The 17409-nt window shown below is 31.5% G+C and carries 16 protein-coding genes; 12 read left to right on the forward strand and 4 right to left on the reverse strand.

What is annotated here, in order from left to right:
• Nucleotides 1–232: 232 nt before the first annotated feature.
• The 8 genes from purE (at nucleotide 233) to B2989_RS14770 (ending at nucleotide 6216) form a co-directional block, all read left to right on the forward strand.
• Complete coding sequence (gene purE / locus B2989_RS14735) at nucleotides 233–715, forward strand: 5-(carboxyamino)imidazole ribonucleotide mutase (protein ID WP_145002798.1); 483 nt, start codon at nucleotides 233–235, stop codon at nucleotides 713–715.
• Between the two features lie 546 nt (nucleotides 716–1261).
• Entirely contained in the window at nucleotides 1262–3292 is a 2031-nt protein-coding gene (locus B2989_RS14740; protein WP_292949960.1) for a M3 family metallopeptidase, read from the forward strand.
• A 122-nt stretch (nucleotides 3293–3414) separates the two neighbouring features.
• Nucleotides 3415–3918 carry a GbsR/MarR family transcriptional regulator gene (locus B2989_RS14745; protein WP_028283705.1) on the forward strand — a complete coding sequence of 168 codons (504 nt, stop codon included), beginning with the start codon at nucleotides 3415–3417 and terminating at the stop codon, nucleotides 3916–3918.
• Between the two features lie 55 nt (nucleotides 3919–3973).
• Nucleotides 3974–4309, forward strand: a complete 336-nt coding sequence (locus tag B2989_RS14750; protein ID WP_292949963.1) for a hypothetical protein — start codon at nucleotides 3974–3976, stop codon at nucleotides 4307–4309.
• Nucleotides 4306–4743 carry a hypothetical protein gene (locus tag B2989_RS14755; protein ID WP_292949965.1) on the forward strand — a complete coding sequence of 146 codons (438 nt, stop codon included), beginning with the start codon at nucleotides 4306–4308 and terminating at the stop codon, nucleotides 4741–4743. Before B2989_RS14750 ends, B2989_RS14755 begins: the two co-directional genes overlap by 4 nt.
• Nucleotides 4744–4748: 5 nt before the next feature.
• On the forward strand, nucleotides 4749–5084 hold the full coding sequence (locus tag B2989_RS14760; protein ID WP_292949967.1) for a hypothetical protein: 336 nt from the start codon (nucleotides 4749–4751) through the stop codon (nucleotides 5082–5084).
• A gap of 317 nt (nucleotides 5085–5401) precedes the next feature.
• Nucleotides 5402–5956, forward strand: a complete 555-nt coding sequence (locus tag B2989_RS14765; protein ID WP_145002810.1) for a sigma-70 family RNA polymerase sigma factor — start codon at nucleotides 5402–5404, stop codon at nucleotides 5954–5956.
• 8 nt (nucleotides 5957–5964) lie between these two features.
• Nucleotides 5965–6216, forward strand: coding sequence for a hypothetical protein (locus B2989_RS14770; RefSeq protein ID WP_292949970.1), 252 nt, complete (start codon nucleotides 5965–5967; stop codon nucleotides 6214–6216).
• Here the strand turns inward: B2989_RS14770 and B2989_RS14775 are convergent.
• Nucleotides 6199–7026 (reverse strand): hypothetical protein, encoded by an 828-nt coding sequence (locus tag B2989_RS14775; protein ID WP_292949972.1) that lies wholly within the window; start codon nucleotides 7024–7026, stop codon nucleotides 6199–6201. The genes B2989_RS14770 and B2989_RS14775 overlap by 18 nt on opposite strands.
• Nucleotides 7027–7187: 161 nt before the next feature.
• Here B2989_RS14775 and gcvP point away from each other — a divergent pair, with 161 nt between their 5' ends.
• The 4 genes from gcvP to B2989_RS14795 all read left to right on the forward strand — a co-directional run bounded on the left by gcvP (nucleotide 7188) and on the right by B2989_RS14795 (nucleotide 12686).
• Nucleotides 7188–10040: an aminomethyl-transferring glycine dehydrogenase gene (gcvP, locus tag B2989_RS14780; RefSeq protein WP_292949974.1), complete on the forward strand. Its 2853-nt coding sequence runs from the start codon at nucleotides 7188–7190 to the stop codon at nucleotides 10038–10040.
• Nucleotides 10041–10134: 94 nt separating this feature from the next.
• Nucleotides 10135–11193, forward strand: a complete 1059-nt coding sequence (locus B2989_RS14785; protein WP_292949976.1) for a 3-oxoacyl-ACP synthase III family protein — start codon at nucleotides 10135–10137, stop codon at nucleotides 11191–11193.
• Between the two features lie 39 nt (nucleotides 11194–11232).
• Nucleotides 11233–11754 (forward strand): methyltransferase, encoded by a 522-nt coding sequence (locus tag B2989_RS14790; protein ID WP_292949978.1) that lies wholly within the window; start codon nucleotides 11233–11235, stop codon nucleotides 11752–11754.
• An 83-nt stretch (nucleotides 11755–11837) separates the two neighbouring features.
• On the forward strand, nucleotides 11838–12686 hold the full coding sequence (locus tag B2989_RS14795; protein ID WP_292949980.1) for a glycosyltransferase family 2 protein: 849 nt from the start codon (nucleotides 11838–11840) through the stop codon (nucleotides 12684–12686).
• On the opposite strand, the gene B2989_RS14800 is transcribed toward B2989_RS14795, so the two are convergent.
• From B2989_RS14800 to B2989_RS14810, 3 genes are all read right to left on the reverse strand, one after another.
• Complete coding sequence (locus tag B2989_RS14800) at nucleotides 12683–13489, reverse strand: DNA/RNA non-specific endonuclease (protein WP_292949982.1); 807 nt, start codon at nucleotides 13487–13489, stop codon at nucleotides 12683–12685. The two genes, B2989_RS14795 and B2989_RS14800, sit on opposite strands and share 4 nt — an antisense overlap.
• Nucleotides 13489–16455, reverse strand: a complete 2967-nt coding sequence (locus tag B2989_RS14805) for a T9SS type A sorting domain-containing protein (protein ID WP_292949984.1) — start codon at nucleotides 16453–16455, stop codon at nucleotides 13489–13491. Before B2989_RS14805 ends, B2989_RS14800 begins: the two co-directional genes overlap by 1 nt.
• Before the next feature lie 193 nt (nucleotides 16456–16648).
• Nucleotides 16649–17350, reverse strand: a complete 702-nt coding sequence (locus B2989_RS14810) for a hypothetical protein (RefSeq protein ID WP_292949986.1) — start codon at nucleotides 17348–17350, stop codon at nucleotides 16649–16651.
• Between the last annotated feature and the right edge of the window lie 59 nt (nucleotides 17351–17409).

Here is a 17409-nt window from a genome sequence, read left to right on the forward strand (position 1 = left end):
ACCAGAAATCAAGTAAAGGGTTTTATTATTATTGATTAATAGCAATCCAAAACTGCAATAAAATCAAGGTGTATAAAAATAAATGTCGTGAAATGCATGTTATATGTCATGAATAGTAGACACTCTTTTTGTAAATGATTAAGAAGCGGAAATAATCATAAATTTGACATTAATTTAAAGTACTAAAAAACGTACTTTTGCAAAACAACTAAATTTTGAAACAACACAATTTATGAGCAAAGTAGCAGTAATAATGGGAAGCAATAGTGATATGCCAGTCATGCAAGACGCTATTGATATATTAAAAGAATTTAAAATAGATATAGAAGTTGATATTGTATCAGCACATCGTACACCAGAAAAACTATTTGATTTTAGTAAAAACGCTCATAAAAGAGGCATTAGCGTCATTATTGCTGGTGCAGGTGGTGCAGCACATTTACCAGGTATGGTAGCCTCTTTAAGTCCATTACCAATTATTGGAGTGCCAGTAAAAAGTAGTAATTCTATAGATGGATGGGACTCGGTATTATCCATACTACAAATGCCAGGAGGTGTTCCTGTTGCTACTGTTGCATTAAATGGAGCAAAAAACGCAGGAATATTAGCTGCACAAATTATTGGTGCATCTGATGCATCAGTATTGGATAAAATTATAGCTTACAAAGAAGCTTTAAAAGTAAAAGTAGAGCAAGCTTCAAAAGATATTAAATAGTCAAAAACAGAAAACCCCAACTAGGTTGGGGTTTTCAATCGCTATTAATCTTTCTATATGTGGACATATATTCTCACATCAAAAAAACTTATGTCAAAGTTGCAACTTAAGCCTCTATATGTACAATTAACAGCCAAGAAAATTAGAGGTTTCGACAAACAACAGTTTTATCGGTTTAACAATAGTTTATAATAAAAAAAAGCCCCAAACATAAGTCTGAGGCTTCCATCGCTATTATTTTCTATTTATGAGAATGTATACTCATATCCAAAAAACAGTTGCAAAAAAGTATGTTTTCTTACAAAACCAACCAACATTTTGTATTATTTTAGAATATTAGTTAAAGAGTCTTAATAAATCGTTAAATAACAAGATATAAAAAAAAAGCCTCAGACATGTCTGAGGCTTTTTATCGCTATTAATCAATAATTTTTATGTGAGTAACCAACTCACGGGAAAAAATCATTTGCAAAAATAATCATTTAAATAATTAATATGCAATAAAAATATTAATTTTAACATCAAAAATTTTACTATAACGTTATAATGAATACACTTTTAAACAATTTTAGCACAAAATTTAACACTCCACCTTTTCAATCTATAAAAAATGAGGACTTTAAACCTGCCATTTTAAAACTAATTGAGGATACTAAATTAGAGATAGAGACAATTATAAACACTACTGACGCTCCTACTTTTAAAAACACAATCGAAGCTTTAGAGTTTTCTGGACAACAACTAGACCGTGTAACCAGTATATTTTTTAATCTTAACTCGGCAGAGACTAATGATGACCTTCAAAAAATAGCACAAGACATCTCTCCTATTTTAACCGAGTTTGGTAATGATATAACATTAAACGAAGCGTTATTTAAAAAAGTAAAACACGTTTACGACAATAAAGATAGTCTTGATTTAAATATAGAACAGACTACATTATTAGATAAAAAATATAAAAGCTTTTCTAGAAATGGAGCAAATCTTCCTGAAGATAAAAAGCAAAAACTAAGAGCTATTGACAAACAATTAGCTAGTTTAAAATTAAAATTTGGAGAAAATATTTTAGCAGAAACTAATGCTTTTGAAATGTTAATCACCAATGAAGCTGATTTATCAGGATTACCAGAAGGTGCAATTGAAGCTGCAAAACAATTAGCTGAGTCTAAAAACAAAGCGGGTTATTTAATAACTTTAGATTACCCAAGTTATATACCATTTATGACGTATGCAGATAATAGAGCATTACGTAAAAAATTAGCGCTAGCTTTTGGAGCCAAAGGATTTAATAATGACAAATTAGATAACCAACAAAACGTTTTAGACATTGCTAGACTGCGTTTTGAACGTGCTAATTTATTAGGTTATGACACACATGCACATTTTGTTTTAGAAGAACGCATGGCTCAAACACCGGAAAAAGTAAATACCTTTTTAGAAGACTTATTAGTTAAAGCAAAACCTGCTGCTTTACGTGAGTTTGCAGAATTAGAAGATTTTGCAAAAGAACTTGATAACTTAGATCGATTAGAAAAATGGGATTCCGCTTACTATTCTGAAAAATTAAAACAAAAACTATTTAATTTAGATGACGAGCAACTTAAACCTTACTTTAAATTAGAAAATGTTATTGATGGTGCCTTTCAAGTTGCAAATAAATTATTTGGACTTCAGTTTAAAAAAATTGATACAATAGATAAGTACCATGAAGATGTTATGACCTATGAAGTTTTAGATGAAAACAATCAATTAGTCTCCATATTTTATGCTGATTTTTTCCCTAGAGCAGGAAAAAGAAATGGCGCATGGATGACATCCTTTAAACCACAATTTATTAAAGATGGCATAAACCAAAGACCACAAATATCTAACGTATGCAACTTTACAAAACCAACTAAAAGCAAACCGTCATTACTAACATTTAATGAAATTACTACATTATTTCACGAGTTTGGTCATGGATTACATGGTATGTTAGCTAACACAACTTACCCAAGTTTATCTGGTACAAGTGTGTTTTGGGATTTTGTAGAGTTACCTAGCCAAGTTTTAGAAAACTGGTGTTATGAGAAAGAAGCTTTAGAATTATTTGCTAAACATTACCAAACTGGAGAAATCATTCCAATGGATTTAGTCCAAAAAATTAAAGAAAGCGCCACATTTCAAGAAGGAATGCAAACCCTTAGACAACTAAGTTTTGGTTTATTAGACATGAGTTGGCATGGTATAAACCCAACAGATATTACTAATGTTAAACAACATGAAAACAAAACTTTTAAAGACACAAACCTGTATCCTGATGTTAAACAGAATTGTATGAGTACTGCTTTTGCACATATTTTTCAAGGTGGTTACTCCTCTGGATATTATAGCTACAAATGGGCAGAAGTCTTAGATGCAGATGCGTTTGACTACTTTAAAGAAAAAGGTATATTTAATAAAGAAGTAGCAACAAAATTTAAAGACAATGTGTTATCTCAAGGTGGTACAGATAACCCAATGGTGTTATACAAACGCTTTAGAGGTCAAGAACCTAAACCTGAGGCACTATTAAAACGCGCAGGACTAATAAAGTAATTTAGTTATCACAATTTAAAATCTGCCATTCTTGACTACGTTTAAGAATGGCTTTTTTTTGGTTTAAAAAATAAACTTTCAATAATTATTGAAAGTTTGAAAATTATTAATATATTTGTGTCATGGAATATCAAGAAGCAAAAGATAAATTTATTAGCACATGGGGAAGTTTAGGCTCTCTTTGGGGAATTAATAAAGCAATGGCGCAAATACAAGCACTTCTTTTTATTTCTACCAAACCATTATCTATGGAAGAGATTATGGAAGATCTTAAAATCTCTAGAGGAAATACTAGTATGAATTTAAGACAATTAATGGATTGGGGAATTGTAACCAAAACATTAGTAGCTGGAGAACGTAAAGAGTTTTTTACTACTGAAAAAGATGTACAAGAATTAGCTAGGATTGTTGCTGTGGAACGTAGCAGAAGAGAAATTAAACCTGTTGTCAAAGTTTTAGATGAAGTTTCAAGCATTAAAGATGATGGCACTGCAAAAACTAAAGAGCTAATCAAACAGACAAAAGCACTTCACGAATTAACAGAAACTATGGACGTAATGATAAATAAATTAGTAAATCAAAAACAAAACTGGATTACTAAATCTTTACTTAAACTATTTAAATAAAAAAATTTGAAATTAACTTTCAATAATTATTGAAAGTTTTAAACACTTAATAATTATGAAAACAGTATTTAACATCAACAAATTTCTAGTCATTGCTACTACCATTTTATACTTAACTCTTTATCTAGGATTATACGCTCAAATATTACTTGGTGCTGTTCAATTAATAAGTGCGTTAGGCATCCTTTTTCTGTGGAAACAGTATAATAATAAACAACAAAAGCATATTATACTGTATTGGATTTTAACACTGTGTTATGGTTTAGGTTGGTTAATCGTAAAAGATTTAAATGGATTATTCCTATTTATTTTACTTATAATCATAATGCCAATGAGTCTTGCATATTATTTTACATGGATATTAAATAATCTTAAAAAAACTGAACTATGAAATATCAAATTCCTAATTGGTTAATAATACTTGGTGGATGTGGTCAAATATTTACAGCATTAATTTATCCATATATAAGACACCAAGTATTTGATTGGTATAATGATGTTAAACAACTTAAACCATTAAATCAAGAAATAGCAAAAACTTATGGTCGTTATATACAGGGATTAAATTTTTGTTTTGGATTGATTGCAATACTAATACCTACAGATTTAAAAAACGGAAGTCACTTAGCATTAGCACTAACCACTTTAATAGGCATGTATTGGGTAGGTAAAGTGGCCACTCAAATTGCATATTACCCTATGTATCAAATTCCTCAGAAAATAATTTTTAAAATAGGAAGTTATTTTATGAATACACTATTTGTAAGCTTTGCAATAATTTACACATGGCTATTTATCTTAAACCTACAGACAATTATAAACTAATTACAATGAAAAATCTATATACTATTAATAGTTGGGCGTTTATAATTTGTGTTTTGATTAGCTTTACTATTTATGGAGCATTAATAGCATTACCCATATTAGGCATTATTCAAATTAATATAAGTATAAAAATTGGAATTAATTTTAAACAACTACCTAAGTCAATTAAAATATCAAGTTTTATCTATTTGCTTAGCGTCGTAATTGCATTAATTGTCATCAAAATAATAGTATTAAATCAATTACTAATCTTTTTTATTTGGTCATTAATGGCTATCATATTGGCTGGATTTCATTTAGCAATAACACATTTTATTTCAAAATATAATACCACAGAATAGTCAATACATTTTAAAATTAAAAAGGCAATTATAATAAAACTATCACTTTTAGCACAGCCAAAAATGCATAGCAAAATAAGTTAGAATAGTAGATTTTTAAAATCAGGCAAAAGAAGAATACATGTTTTGGAGTAAAGCTAATATTATTCATTTTGACTATTCCTCACCTTAAAAACTAACTATTAAAAAGGTTCTTTCAACCCTTTGCTATCCAGTTTACATATCAAAGTTTTAGGTATTCCATTATTTAGATGTAAAAAAACGTAATTACTTAATTGTAATTTTAGTATTTTTAGCACGAAAAAGAAATCTTAAACATGTCAGATCACACAATTAATCCTAATAAATGGATAGATTTATACAGCGACTACCTCTTTAATTACACCATTACACGTGTAAATGACAGAGCAATAGCGCAAGACTTAGTTTCTGACACTTTTCTAGCTGGTCTAAAAAGCATGAAAAACTTTAAAGGAGAAGCTAGTGAGCGTACTTGGCTAGTATCTATTTTAAAAAGAAAAGTCATTGACCATTACCGTAAATCTAATTCTAATAAAGGTAAAGCTGAAGTTAGAATGTCTTACAATTCTGACAGCGAAACAGAAGGTGATTGGTTAGAAGAGCGCGTTGCAGATCCTTTTGATAAAACTGCAGAAGACCAAATTGAAAATACTGAATTAGCCAGCGCAATTGATGATTGCCTGTCTAAATTACCAAAAAAACAAGCTCAAATATTTGAAATGAAAACCATTTTAAATTATGAAACCGAAACAATTTGTAATGAATTAGAAATAACTGCGTCTAATCTTTGGGTAATAATCCACAGAGCAAGAACTGCTATGGCAGGTTGTTTAGAAAAAAATTGGTTTTAATTATGTTTATGAAAAAATTTATGATTTCTTGTGAGGAATCAAGTCATATCTGCGATAAAGCTCAGTATCACGAAGCTAGTATTTTAGAAAAAGTGAAGTTTAAATTTCACACATTTATGTGTGCGGTTTGTAGACATCACTCTAAAAACAATACCAAGTTAACGCATTTAATAAATAGCATAAAAGGAAACCCATTATCGGTAACCGAAAAAAAAGAACTTAAATCTTCTTTTGACAAAGAATTACAGAAGCATAAATAACATCCAAAATATGGGTAAGGCTTCTACCCAAAACGATGTATAATAGGTGTTTCTATTTTGATTAGCAAAGTAGATAAACAAGCATAAAATTACACCTACAACACCTTGCAGTAGCAATCCCAAAACAGAGATACTGTCCTTAAAAAATTCTGAAAAATAGAAAATTAAAACAAAAGCAAAACCTAATAACTTCGTGCGTTTTACACCTATTTTTTGTGGTATGGTAGCCAACTTTAAACTATCATAGCTTAAATCTCTTATTTCAAAAGGCAGCATTAATGCTATAACCAAAATAAAATTTTGACAAATTGTAATAATAGCATCTTGATTAAATACTCCATTGCTATCTAATAGTGGTAAGACTACCGTAACACCACTCCAGACCAAAGCAATAACATACACCTTTAAACCACTTATATCCCTTAAGTTTTGTTGCGTATCTAAATACCATTTTTTTGGTAAAAAAGGTATGGCGTACAAAAATGTAACAACACCAAAACCACCAATTAACAAGACAGTGTTTTGTTGTAATTGCAACCCAAAATACAACATCAAACTAAAGCATATAAAAGAGAACAGTTGTATAACTTTTAACCAATTAGCCAAACTACGATGGTGCCATTTAGCAATACCAAAATATTTTACAAAATTATAACCTGTTATAGTGGCAAAAAAATTAAAATAAAGGATGGTAGCGTCATAATTTATGTTCAGCTTTTTTAAAGTAATCCAACTTAACGCATAGACTGCTAAAGCAACATGAATGCTACTATTTATGTAAAAATCTAAAAGCTGTTTTAGGACCTTCATTAGACAAAAATAATTAATCTGTTAATAAAGCAGCCGATTAGTTGAAAACTTTCAATTTTTAACAAAATTTTACTATTAGTTTTCGTTAATTTTGCAAACATTAAAAAACAACTATATTTTTTCTCAAACCTTGTAAAAAGGTTAATAACAACACAACACAAATGAACACAAACGCATTCGCATTACGTCACATTGGTCCAAGAGAAAATGATCAAAAACTAATGCTTCAAACAGTAAACGCAGATACCATTGAACAATTAATATCTGAGACTGTTCCTGCTCCAATTCGTCTTGAAAAAGACTTACAGCTAGATGAAGCTATGACAGAATATGAGTATTCAAATCATATTAATAACCTGTCAAAACTTAACAAAACTTACAAAACGTATATTGGTTTAGGATACCATCCAACTATTCTACCTGCTGTTATACAACGTAACATACTAGAAAATCCAGGTTGGTATACTGCTTACACGCCTTACCAAGCCGAGATTGCTCAAGGTCGTTTAGAAGCATTACTAAATTTCCAAACTATGGTTACTGACCTAACTGGAATGGAGTTAGCAAACGCGTCTTTATTAGACGAAAGTACTGCTGCTGCAGAAGCAATGAGCTTACTATTTGCTGTTAGAGAACGTGATCAGAAAAAAGCTGGTGTTTCTAAATTTTTTGTTAGCGATACTATTTTACCTCAAACCCTATCTTTATTACAAACACGTGCTACTCCAATTGGTGTAGAGTTAGTAATAGGTGATGAAACTACGTTTGATTTTTCTACAGACTTTTTTGGAGCAATACTACAGTATCCAGGTAAAGATGGACAAATTACAGACATCAAAACCTTTATAGAAAAAGCTAACGCAAATAACATTAAAGTAGCAGTTGCTGCAGACATTTTAAGCTTAGTAAAATTAGAAGCTCCTGGTAAATTTGGTGCAGATGTTGTCGTTGGTACTACACAACGCTTTGGTATCCCAATGGGTTATGGAGGACCACATGCAGCTTATTTTGCGACTAAAGAAGCTTACAAACGTGATATTCCTGGGCGTATTATTGGTGTAACTAAAGATGCAAATGGTAACAGAGCTTTGCGTATGGCTTTACAAACTAGAGAGCAACACATTAAACGTGACAAAGCAACCTCTAACATTTGTACAGCACAAGTATTATTAGCAGTTATGGCTGGTATGTATGCTGTGTATCATGGACCAAAAGGGTTAACTTTTATTGCAAATCAAGTACATAATGCAACGTCAACATTAGCCAATGCCTTAACTAAAATGGGTGTTGAGCAATTAAATACTTCATTTTTTGATACGCTTCAGGTTAAGGCTAATGCTTCAGCTGTAAAAACAATTGCAGAAAAGCACGAGGTTAACTTCTATTATCCTAATCACAATACAGTTACAATCTCAATCAACGAGACAACTTCTGTTAAAGATATCAATCAAATTATAGCAATTTTCGCTGAAGCGGAAACAAAGCCGACTATAATAATCGATAGTTTTACAGAAGCAAACAATATACAAAACAGCATACAACGTCAATCTGAGTTTTTAACTTTAGACGTATTTAACACGCATCATTCTGAAACCGAATTAATGCGTTACATAAAAGGTTTAGAGCGCAAGGATTTAGCCTTAAACCACTCTATGATTTCTCTTGGATCTTGCACAATGAAGCTTAATGCTGCTTCAGAGATGTTACCATTAAGTTCTCCAAATTGGGGAAGCATCCATCCATTTGTTCCTTTAGATCAAGCTGAAGGTTACCAACAAATGTTAAAAGCATTAGAAGATCAATTAACTGAAATCACTGGTTTTGCAGGTACCTCTTTACAACCTAACTCTGGAGCTCAAGGTGAGTATGCTGGATTAATGGTTATTAGAGCGTATCACGAATCTAGAAACGATCATCACAGAAACATCTGTTTAATACCAAGTTCTGCTCACGGAACCAATCCTGCAAGTGCAGTAATGGCTGGAATGAAAGTTGTGGTTACTAAAGCTGATGAAGATGGTAATATTGATGTAGAGGATTTACGCGAAAAAGCAGAATTGCATAAAGACAATCTAGCTGCTTTAATGGTAACTTACCCATCTACTCATGGTGTTTATGAGTCTGGAATTAAAGCTATTACACAACTAATACACGATAATGGTGGTCAAGTCTATATGGATGGAGCCAACATGAATGCTCAGGTTGGATTAACTAATCCTGGAAATATTGGCGCAGACGTTTGTCACTTAAACTTACACAAAACCTTTGCTATTCCTCATGGTGGTGGTGGACCTGGTGTTGGACCAATTTGTGTTGCTAAACAATTAGTGCCATTTTTACCTGGTAACCCTGTTGTAAAAACTGGTGGAGACCAAGCTATAACTGCTATTTCTGCTGCGCCTTTTGGATCTGCTTTAGCATGTTTAATATCTTATGGTTACATAAAAATGTTAGGTGCTGAAGGATTGAAAAAATCAACCGAAATAGCGATACTTAACGCTAATTATATCAAACACAGATTACAAGGTGCTTTTGAAACTTTATACTCCGGAGAACAAGGTCGTGCTGCTCATGAGATGATTATAGATTGTCGTCCATTTAAAGAGCATGGTATTGAGGTTGTGGATATTGCAAAACGTTTAATGGACTATGGTTTTCATGCTCCAACAGTATCTTTTCCAGTTGCAGGAACTATGATGATTGAACCTACAGAAAGTGAAAGTAAAGCAGAAATGGATCGTTTTTGTGACGCTATGATTTCTATTAGAAAAGAAATTGATGCTGCAACTAAGGATGACGATAATAATCCTTTAAAAAATGCACCTCATACATTAGCTATGTTAACAAGTGACGAATGGTTATTACCATACACTCGTGAGAAAGCTGCTTATCCTTTGGATTACGTGGTAGACAATAAGTTTTGGCCTTCTGTACGTCGTGTGGACGATGCTTATGGAGACCGTAATTTAATATGTACTTGTGCTCCAATTGAAGCTTATATGGATGCTAACTAAACGTTGGACATCGTAAATAATTAACCAATAAAATTGCCTTTAGTTTTTTACTGCTTATCTTAGCAGTTAAACAATTAAAGGCAATCCTTTTTTTATGAATATTAAGATTATTGGAACAGGAAGTTACATTCCAAGTACTATTGAAAAAAATGAAGATTTTTATAATCATGAGTTTTTAAATGCTGATGGTTCTAAAATAAATAGCACAAATGAAGTTATCGTTGATAAATTCAAAGCCATTACAGGTATTGAAGAAAGACGCTACATAAAATCAGAATTATTAAACTCTGACATTGCATTTTATGCAGCCGAAAAAGCAATTGCTGATGCTAAAATCGACAAAGAAACTTTAGACTATATTATTGTTGCCCACAATTATGGTGACATAAAACACAATACAGAACAAAGTGACACTGTCCCTAGTATAGCCTCACGCGTAAAACATTTATTACAAATTAAAAATCCTAAATGTGTGGGTTACGACCTACTATTTGGATGTCCAGGTTGGATAGAAGGTGTCATACAAGCCAATGCTTTTATTAAATCAGGAATAGCAAAACGCTGTTTAGTTATTGGTACGGAAACATTATCTCGCGTTGTAGATAAACATGACAGAGACTCCATGATTTATAGTGATGGCTCTGGAGCTGTAATTGTCGAAGAAACCAATGACAATAGTGGAATTATTGCACACGAGTCCGCTACTTATGCGTTAGATGAAGCTCATTTTATCTTTTTTGGAGAAACCAATAATTTAGAATCTACAAGTCAACGTAGATACATTAAAATGTATGGTCGTAAAATTTACGAATTCGCTTTAACCAACGTGCCTTTAGCTTTAAAATCATGTTTAGAAAAAAGTGGCTACAATATAAATGATGTTAAAAAAATATTGATACATCAAGCTAACGAAAAAATGGACGAAGCTATCGTAAAACGTTTTTACAAGCTACACGACATGAAAATGCCAGAAGGCATTATGCCAATGAGTATTAACACTTTAGGTAATTCTAGTGTAGCAACTGTACCTACTTTGTACGATTTAATTTTAAAAGGTAAACTAAAAGACCAAGAGATTAATAAAGGTGATGTTATACTTTTTGCTAGTGTTGGTGCTGGTATGAATATTAATGCTATAGTTTACAAACAATAAAACGTCTGCATTTTATTATAAAACTAAATCATTTTTTTTGTGTACGAACAAACTTTTCCGCATAAACGCTTTAAACTAACGTATCAATTTTTAGAAAAACATATTTCTAAATCTGAAACAATTTTAGACTTAGGAGTAGAAAACCCTTTTACTAAAATATTAAAAGACAATAATTACAATGTTGAAAACACTAAAGGTGAAGATTTAGATTTTGATGTTTCAAGTATCAAAAACTCTGAAACCACAGTAGTTACAGCTTTTGAAATTTTTGAACATTTATTAAACCCCTTTACTGTTTTACAAAGTATAAAAGCGGACAAATTAGTAATTAGCGTACCACTTAAATTATGGTTTTCTTCGGCTTACCGAAGCAAAACAGATCCTTGGGATAGACATTATCACGAGTTTGAAGATTGGCAATTAGATTGGTTATTAGAAAAAACAGGTTGGAAAATTATTGACAGACAAAAATGGACTAATCCCACCAAAAAAATTGGAATCAGACCTATTTTAAGATGGTTTACACCTAGATATTATATTATTTATGCTGAAAGAACTTAAACAAATCTAGTCCTTACGAATATAGTGAAGCAATCTTTTCATTAAATTAAAATCATTTAACTTTGAATTTTAACTACTAAACCTTGAATTTCAGTATAATCATTCCTGCACATAACGAAGCTTCATCAATTGGATTAACACTGCAATCTTTAGTTAGTCAGACATTGCTGCCCAAGCAAATTGTAGTGGTTAATGATAATTCTACAGATAACACAAAAACTATTGTAAAAGATTTTCAGAAACAACACGATTGCATCACTTTAGTTAATGCTACCTCATCAAACCAACACTTGCCAGGCACTAAAATAATTAATGCCTTTTATAAAGGCTATGAGGTCGCAAATAAAAATTATGATGTGATTTGTAAATTTGATGCCGATTTAATTTTTCCTTTAAATTATTTAGAAACATTAGCCTTTCATTTTAATAAAGATGCATCTATTGGGATGGTTGCTGGCTATTGTTATATTGAAAAAAATAACGATTGGGTTTTAGAATCTATTACTGGTAAAGATCACATAAGAGGAGCACTTAAAGCCTACCGAAAACATTGTTTTGAAGCCATAGGACAATTAAAAAAATCTATGGGTTGGGATACCATTGACGAGCTTCTAGCAAAGTATAACAACTGGTCTATTGTCTTAGATGAAAATTTACATGTTAAGCATTTAAAACCCACAGGAGCTAGCTACAATAAAGGTGCAAAACACCTGCAAGGCGAAGCCATGTATAAAATGCGTTATGGTTTTACACTGACGTTAATTACTGCTTTAAAAATGAGTGTAAAAAAGAAAAGCTTTAGATACTTTAAAGATTATATTGTTGGGTATTTAAAAGCCACAAGTAATAAACCTGAACGCTTAATTACTAAGGCTGAAGGACGGTTTGTTAGAGATCTAAGATGGAAAGGTGTAAAACAAAAATTATTTTAAAAGCTCCATCCTTTATAACTGCTTGATGCTTCTAGCCTATCTTCAATAGCATCATCTAATTCTGAAAAGAAATCAATACCAGTTAATTGTTCTATATGATCTACAGAGGTTACAAATTTATATAAAGGTTGTTCAGACTCCATGTGTGGTAATAAAAAAGCAATCACTTTAGTAGTTCCATTATTATTGTCAATTAATACTTTATAAAACTGATTAGGAATTGACACCTCTTCCTCTCCTATTGTTTTTAATCCATTTTCTAAAACACCTCCTGTAACTACAAAAACACCATCGTACTTACTAGCCCAATAACGTGTTTTTTGTTCTAATCTATTCCAAACTCCTGCATTAAAATCGTGATTTTGAGGAGCGATATTACTAGTCAAAAAAGTTTCATCATGTGCTTCTTGGCTATATTTTCTGTCTCCTGCTGGACAAAGGTGTCCACGATCGTAACCTGACTTTTTATAATTACGCCAATGTGCAGCACCTGTTTTTACAGCATGATCCACTTCAAAATAAGGACGTTTATAATCCGCATTACTTAAATGAGATTTTTTCAGCTCGTAAGCTACCCATTCTGCTTGTTCATGTGGCTCGCTATAACTTAAACTATAACCATTATGGTGTATAATTTGTCCTGTCGTGCTTGTTGGTAAAAAGTACTCGTTTGTATTGTTTTTTACTGTTGTACCTTGTATTACAGTGTCTATTTTATCTTTGGAATCTAAATAATTATTTACACCATACGATGCTATAATTACTAATGCTGTTAATATAGAATACTTAGTTTTATTAGACATTAACGTTTAATAAATTTAAGATTAACCAACTGTCCATTAGCCTTTGTGATTTTAGCAATATATACTCCTGAGTTTATATTTGACAATTCAACTTCCTGAGATTCAATAGAATTTATAGTTTTAACATTTTGACCTAATAGGTTAAATACATTTATATTTTTAATACTATTCAGGTTTTCAATATCTTTAAATACTAAAGCATTTTTAGAACTATCAAAGTATACTAAAGACTGTGTAGTTATAAAATCTTCGGTAGATAAAGTTTCTGATGATTGATATACAATAGAGAATCTAGACTCATCAACACCTGACACTAAATTTAATGTTACAGGATTAGATTTAATATCGTATAACGTATTAGTTTGATTATCTTTTAAATAGATTTTCTGATTTGTTGGAAAGTTCAAAGTTTCACTAATTTCAAAAGTAAAATTACCTGAATTTGAAATATCAATTCCTAAAGGAATCTCATCTGAAACATCAAAAGTATTTAGACCTTGAATACTTAATCTTTGATCAGAAATAACCCAATATAAATCATTAGGTAAATCGTTAAACATTTTACTATCGTAACCTTTATCAAAATCTGTACTAGCGTTAGTATCATAACCTAAAGCAATAGTAGACTCGTTATCATTATTATCTTTAAACTTAAGCCAAAATTTAATACGGTTATCCGCTAAAGTTGCCTGAGCAGATCTAAAAAAAGTAGTTTCACCTGCAGACTCTTTAGCAAAAATACGCTGATTATTATTAAAGGTTATGGTTCCAGAATTGGCAATCTTTACAAAAAAGCCTTGCGCTACAGCTACATTACTTGTTGGAGCACCTTTGGTTGTTGTACCACCATTTGTTGGAGGAGCAGGACTACCTATAGACGTTAACAAGTTGTAAGTTGCATAACCACCTTTATAATTGGCTAAAATATGAGAATTGTTAGATTCAAAATGTTCATAAAAATATAAAGTTCCGTCAAGTACTGATAAATTATCTGTAATAAACTGGTCAGCATCAATTGCTGATGGATAAGGGTTTCCTATTAAAATTTGATTTCCACCTAAGGCTGACACATTGTAATCGCCATCATTAGCTGTGCCTCTAAATACATAATTTTGATCCACAGATGGGAATGGAGATGGTGACACATTACCAGATCCTTTCATTATATAACCCGTTGTTGGGCTAAGTGGTGTGGTTGTTGAAATGTGATTCCATCCATAATAATTATCAATTAAATTATTAAAAGTATGCAACCAATAACTACTAATTTCTCCTGGCGAAGCCAAAGGATTAGCATCATAACCTGATGTAAAACCTACAGGACCAGCTTCGGTTTCTAAGAAACTTACTTGCCAATCTCCACCTCTATTAACTGGAGCACTCCAATAATTATAATTATATAAATTATAAGAACCTTGTTGTCTAATTTTTAAATCACCAGAACCAGAGTTTAAACTTGTTCCTGTATGTTTTTGAATAAGTTGTGCGTCGCCTAGCAACTCTATAGTACCTTGATTTACAATACCCTTTTCTACTTCTAATAAAATACCATCTTCAACTTGTAATGTTGCTCCTGATTGTACCTCAACGTCTCTAACAAAAGCATCTTCGGTTAAAAAGGCAGTACTTCCGGACTTAACAATTAACTTAAGGCATGAATCTGTATTATTTGGTGCATTTAATACTCCAGACCCATTAAAGTATGTCGTTCCATCCCAAACAATCGAATCTATATTTCTAAGTGTAAAATAATCTCCATCTGCAAAAGACACGCCTGTTGCTGTTGCTGTATTACCTGAAACTACTAAATTAAATATTGACGGACTTCCAAAATTACTATCATTATCTACTACTAATTGTAATGTATTACATTGAATGCTACTAGCGATACTTGAAATATCAAAAGACACAGAAACTGTACCTAAATCTCCAACCTTACTAACACGCCATTTAGAGTTTAACTGATTTGTATAAGTAGTGGTTTCACTTACCAATGTATATACAGGATCTTTAGTTTCTTCTCCCCAAAACAAATAGTCTCCGTTTGATAAGGCTGAAGGCGAATTAATGGTTACAATTCCTGTTCCTTTAGAATCTGTATGATTACTTCCATCGTCAGCTTGACCAATTCCAGCAACGTCAAAATCGAAGTTACCATTTACAGCGTTATCTTGAGTATAATAATCTACAGTGCTCTCTAAAGTCAATCCATACTTTGCTGTTAGATAGTTTTGGATAATAACTCTTTCTGCAGCGTTGATAGCAACGTTGAACAAAATCACTTCTGAGAAATCACCTTGATGAGATTGGGCTGCATCATAATTAGCATCCACTGCATCTTGTTCTCCCGCTAAAGACAAGCTACCTCCAGGCGTAATTGTCGATCCTGGAACATAATTAAAAGTTCGCTTTAGTTTTCCATCAAAATAAGTTTTCATTCCTACACCTGAATTCATCCAACTCATATCTACCATATGCCAATTCCCATCGTTGGCAGTAATATTCATACTTGTGTTTCCGTTTCGGTAAAAACTTAAATTAGAACTATTAAAAAAAAGAAAATTATTATTATGACTTGTTGAAGCATAAGATAAAACACCATCACTAGAATCTGTTGTTTTGTTTATATAAAATGCACTAACTTGCGTGGTAGGAAAGCTTGTAAAATCAGTTTTTCTTAGACGTCTATTACCAGCTTCAAATCTAACAACGTCATAACTATTAACAATATTAGTTTTAACTATTGGTCTAAATGTTGCGTCAGGCTGTGTTAATGAGTTTGCATTACCTGAAGTATCATCCCAAGTATCCAAAACAGTTCCATCTGCTACAGAAAAACCATCTGGTTTTAACCATAACACTTGAGTTGTTGAATTACCAACACCACCAGGACCAGATTGAGAAAACAAATAAATGGGCAAAAATAATGCTACAAGCATTACTACTTTAAAGGAACTTTGAAACATGCTATTAATATTTAGGGACTGCTAAAGTATAAAAACAAAAAACCTACTTAAAGCAATTAAGACTATGTTTAACATAGATTTCGATAAAGCGTATTTTACATCGATGATTGTGGTTTTAACCACACCTCCAAAATTATAAACACAAAAAAACCACGTATTTACGTGGCTTTTTTCTGTAATAATTTAAGCTTTATTATTTATCGTCAGCTACTTTATTTAGCTTTTTTATTTCTTCATTATACTCTTCTCTAGCATCATCTACATCACCATCATCCATAATCTCTTCTTTATATTCTTCATTAGCTTTACGATTAATTTTGACATATTTATCAAAGGTTTCATTAATCTCTTCAACTAAATCGTCATAGGCTTCATTTAATTCTTCTAAATTTCTAACATTACGTTTTTCCTTTCCATTTTGTTCCTTAATATATTCGTTATATTCCTTTTGAACGTCTTTAATATCTTCAGTGATTTCTTCTGTTTTCATCCAATCTGGTCTTGTGCTTTGAAGTGACGCAATTATAGATCCCATATTAGGTATCGCAGCAGATTTAGTATTAAAGTCTGCATCTTCAATTTTTTTCATTTGAATGGAAAGCTTATTAAATCCATCCCATCCACTAATCTGCATTGCGTTTACTTTAGTATTTATAGATCTAGTGACAACATCTCCAGACTTGGTTGTTGTGGTATTACCATCAGAAACATTTTTATTAATCATCATTTTGTCTGAATTTGAAGACATTGCTTTTGAATTGGCTTCTAATTTAGCGTCTTGACTAGTTTCTGAATCAGTCATATTAGATTGATTATTTTTTTTATCATCCATACAAGACGTAAATAGAAGTCCTGTAATTGTCAATAATCCGATGGCATTTTTTAAATTTTTCATAGTAATATTTTTGGTTTGAATCAAAGATATTAGACTTTAGAAACACTAAATCACAAAAA

The organism is Olleya sp. UBA1516 (genome assembly GCF_002323495.1).
GTDB lineage: Bacteria > Bacteroidota > Bacteroidia > Flavobacteriales > Flavobacteriaceae > Olleya.

Excerpts from the sequence above, each read along its gene's own strand:
- purE (WP_145002798.1), top strand. The coding sequence starts at position 233 with ATGAGCAAAGTAGCAGTAATAATGGGAAGCAATAGTGATATGCCAGTC.
- B2989_RS14740 (WP_292949960.1), top strand. The coding sequence starts at position 1,262 with ATGAATACACTTTTAAACAATTTTAGCACAAAATTTAACACTCCACCT.
- B2989_RS14745 (WP_028283705.1), top strand. The coding sequence starts at position 3,415 with ATGGAATATCAAGAAGCAAAAGATAAATTTATTAGCACATGGGGAAGT.
- B2989_RS14750 (WP_292949963.1), top strand. The coding sequence starts at position 3,974 with ATGAAAACAGTATTTAACATCAACAAATTTCTAGTCATTGCTACTACC.
- B2989_RS14755 (WP_292949965.1), top strand. The coding sequence starts at position 4,306 with ATGAAATATCAAATTCCTAATTGGTTAATAATACTTGGTGGATGTGGT.
- B2989_RS14760 (WP_292949967.1), top strand. The coding sequence starts at position 4,749 with ATGAAAAATCTATATACTATTAATAGTTGGGCGTTTATAATTTGTGTT.
- B2989_RS14765 (WP_145002810.1), top strand. The coding sequence starts at position 5,402 with ATGTCAGATCACACAATTAATCCTAATAAATGGATAGATTTATACAGC.
- B2989_RS14770 (WP_292949970.1), top strand. The coding sequence starts at position 5,965 with ATGAAAAAATTTATGATTTCTTGTGAGGAATCAAGTCATATCTGCGAT.
- B2989_RS14775 (WP_292949972.1), bottom strand. The coding sequence starts at position 7,026 with ATGAAGGTCCTAAAACAGCTTTTAGATTTTTACATAAATAGTAGCATT.
- gcvP (WP_292949974.1), top strand. The coding sequence starts at position 7,188 with ATGAACACAAACGCATTCGCATTACGTCACATTGGTCCAAGAGAAAAT.
- B2989_RS14785 (WP_292949976.1), top strand. The coding sequence starts at position 10,135 with ATGAATATTAAGATTATTGGAACAGGAAGTTACATTCCAAGTACTATT.
- B2989_RS14800 (WP_292949982.1), bottom strand. The coding sequence starts at position 13,489 with ATGTCTAATAAAACTAAGTATTCTATATTAACAGCATTAGTAATTATA.
- B2989_RS14805 (WP_292949984.1), bottom strand. The coding sequence starts at position 16,455 with ATGTTTCAAAGTTCCTTTAAAGTAGTAATGCTTGTAGCATTATTTTTG.
- B2989_RS14810 (WP_292949986.1), bottom strand. The coding sequence starts at position 17,350 with ATGAAAAATTTAAAAAATGCCATCGGATTATTGACAATTACAGGACTT.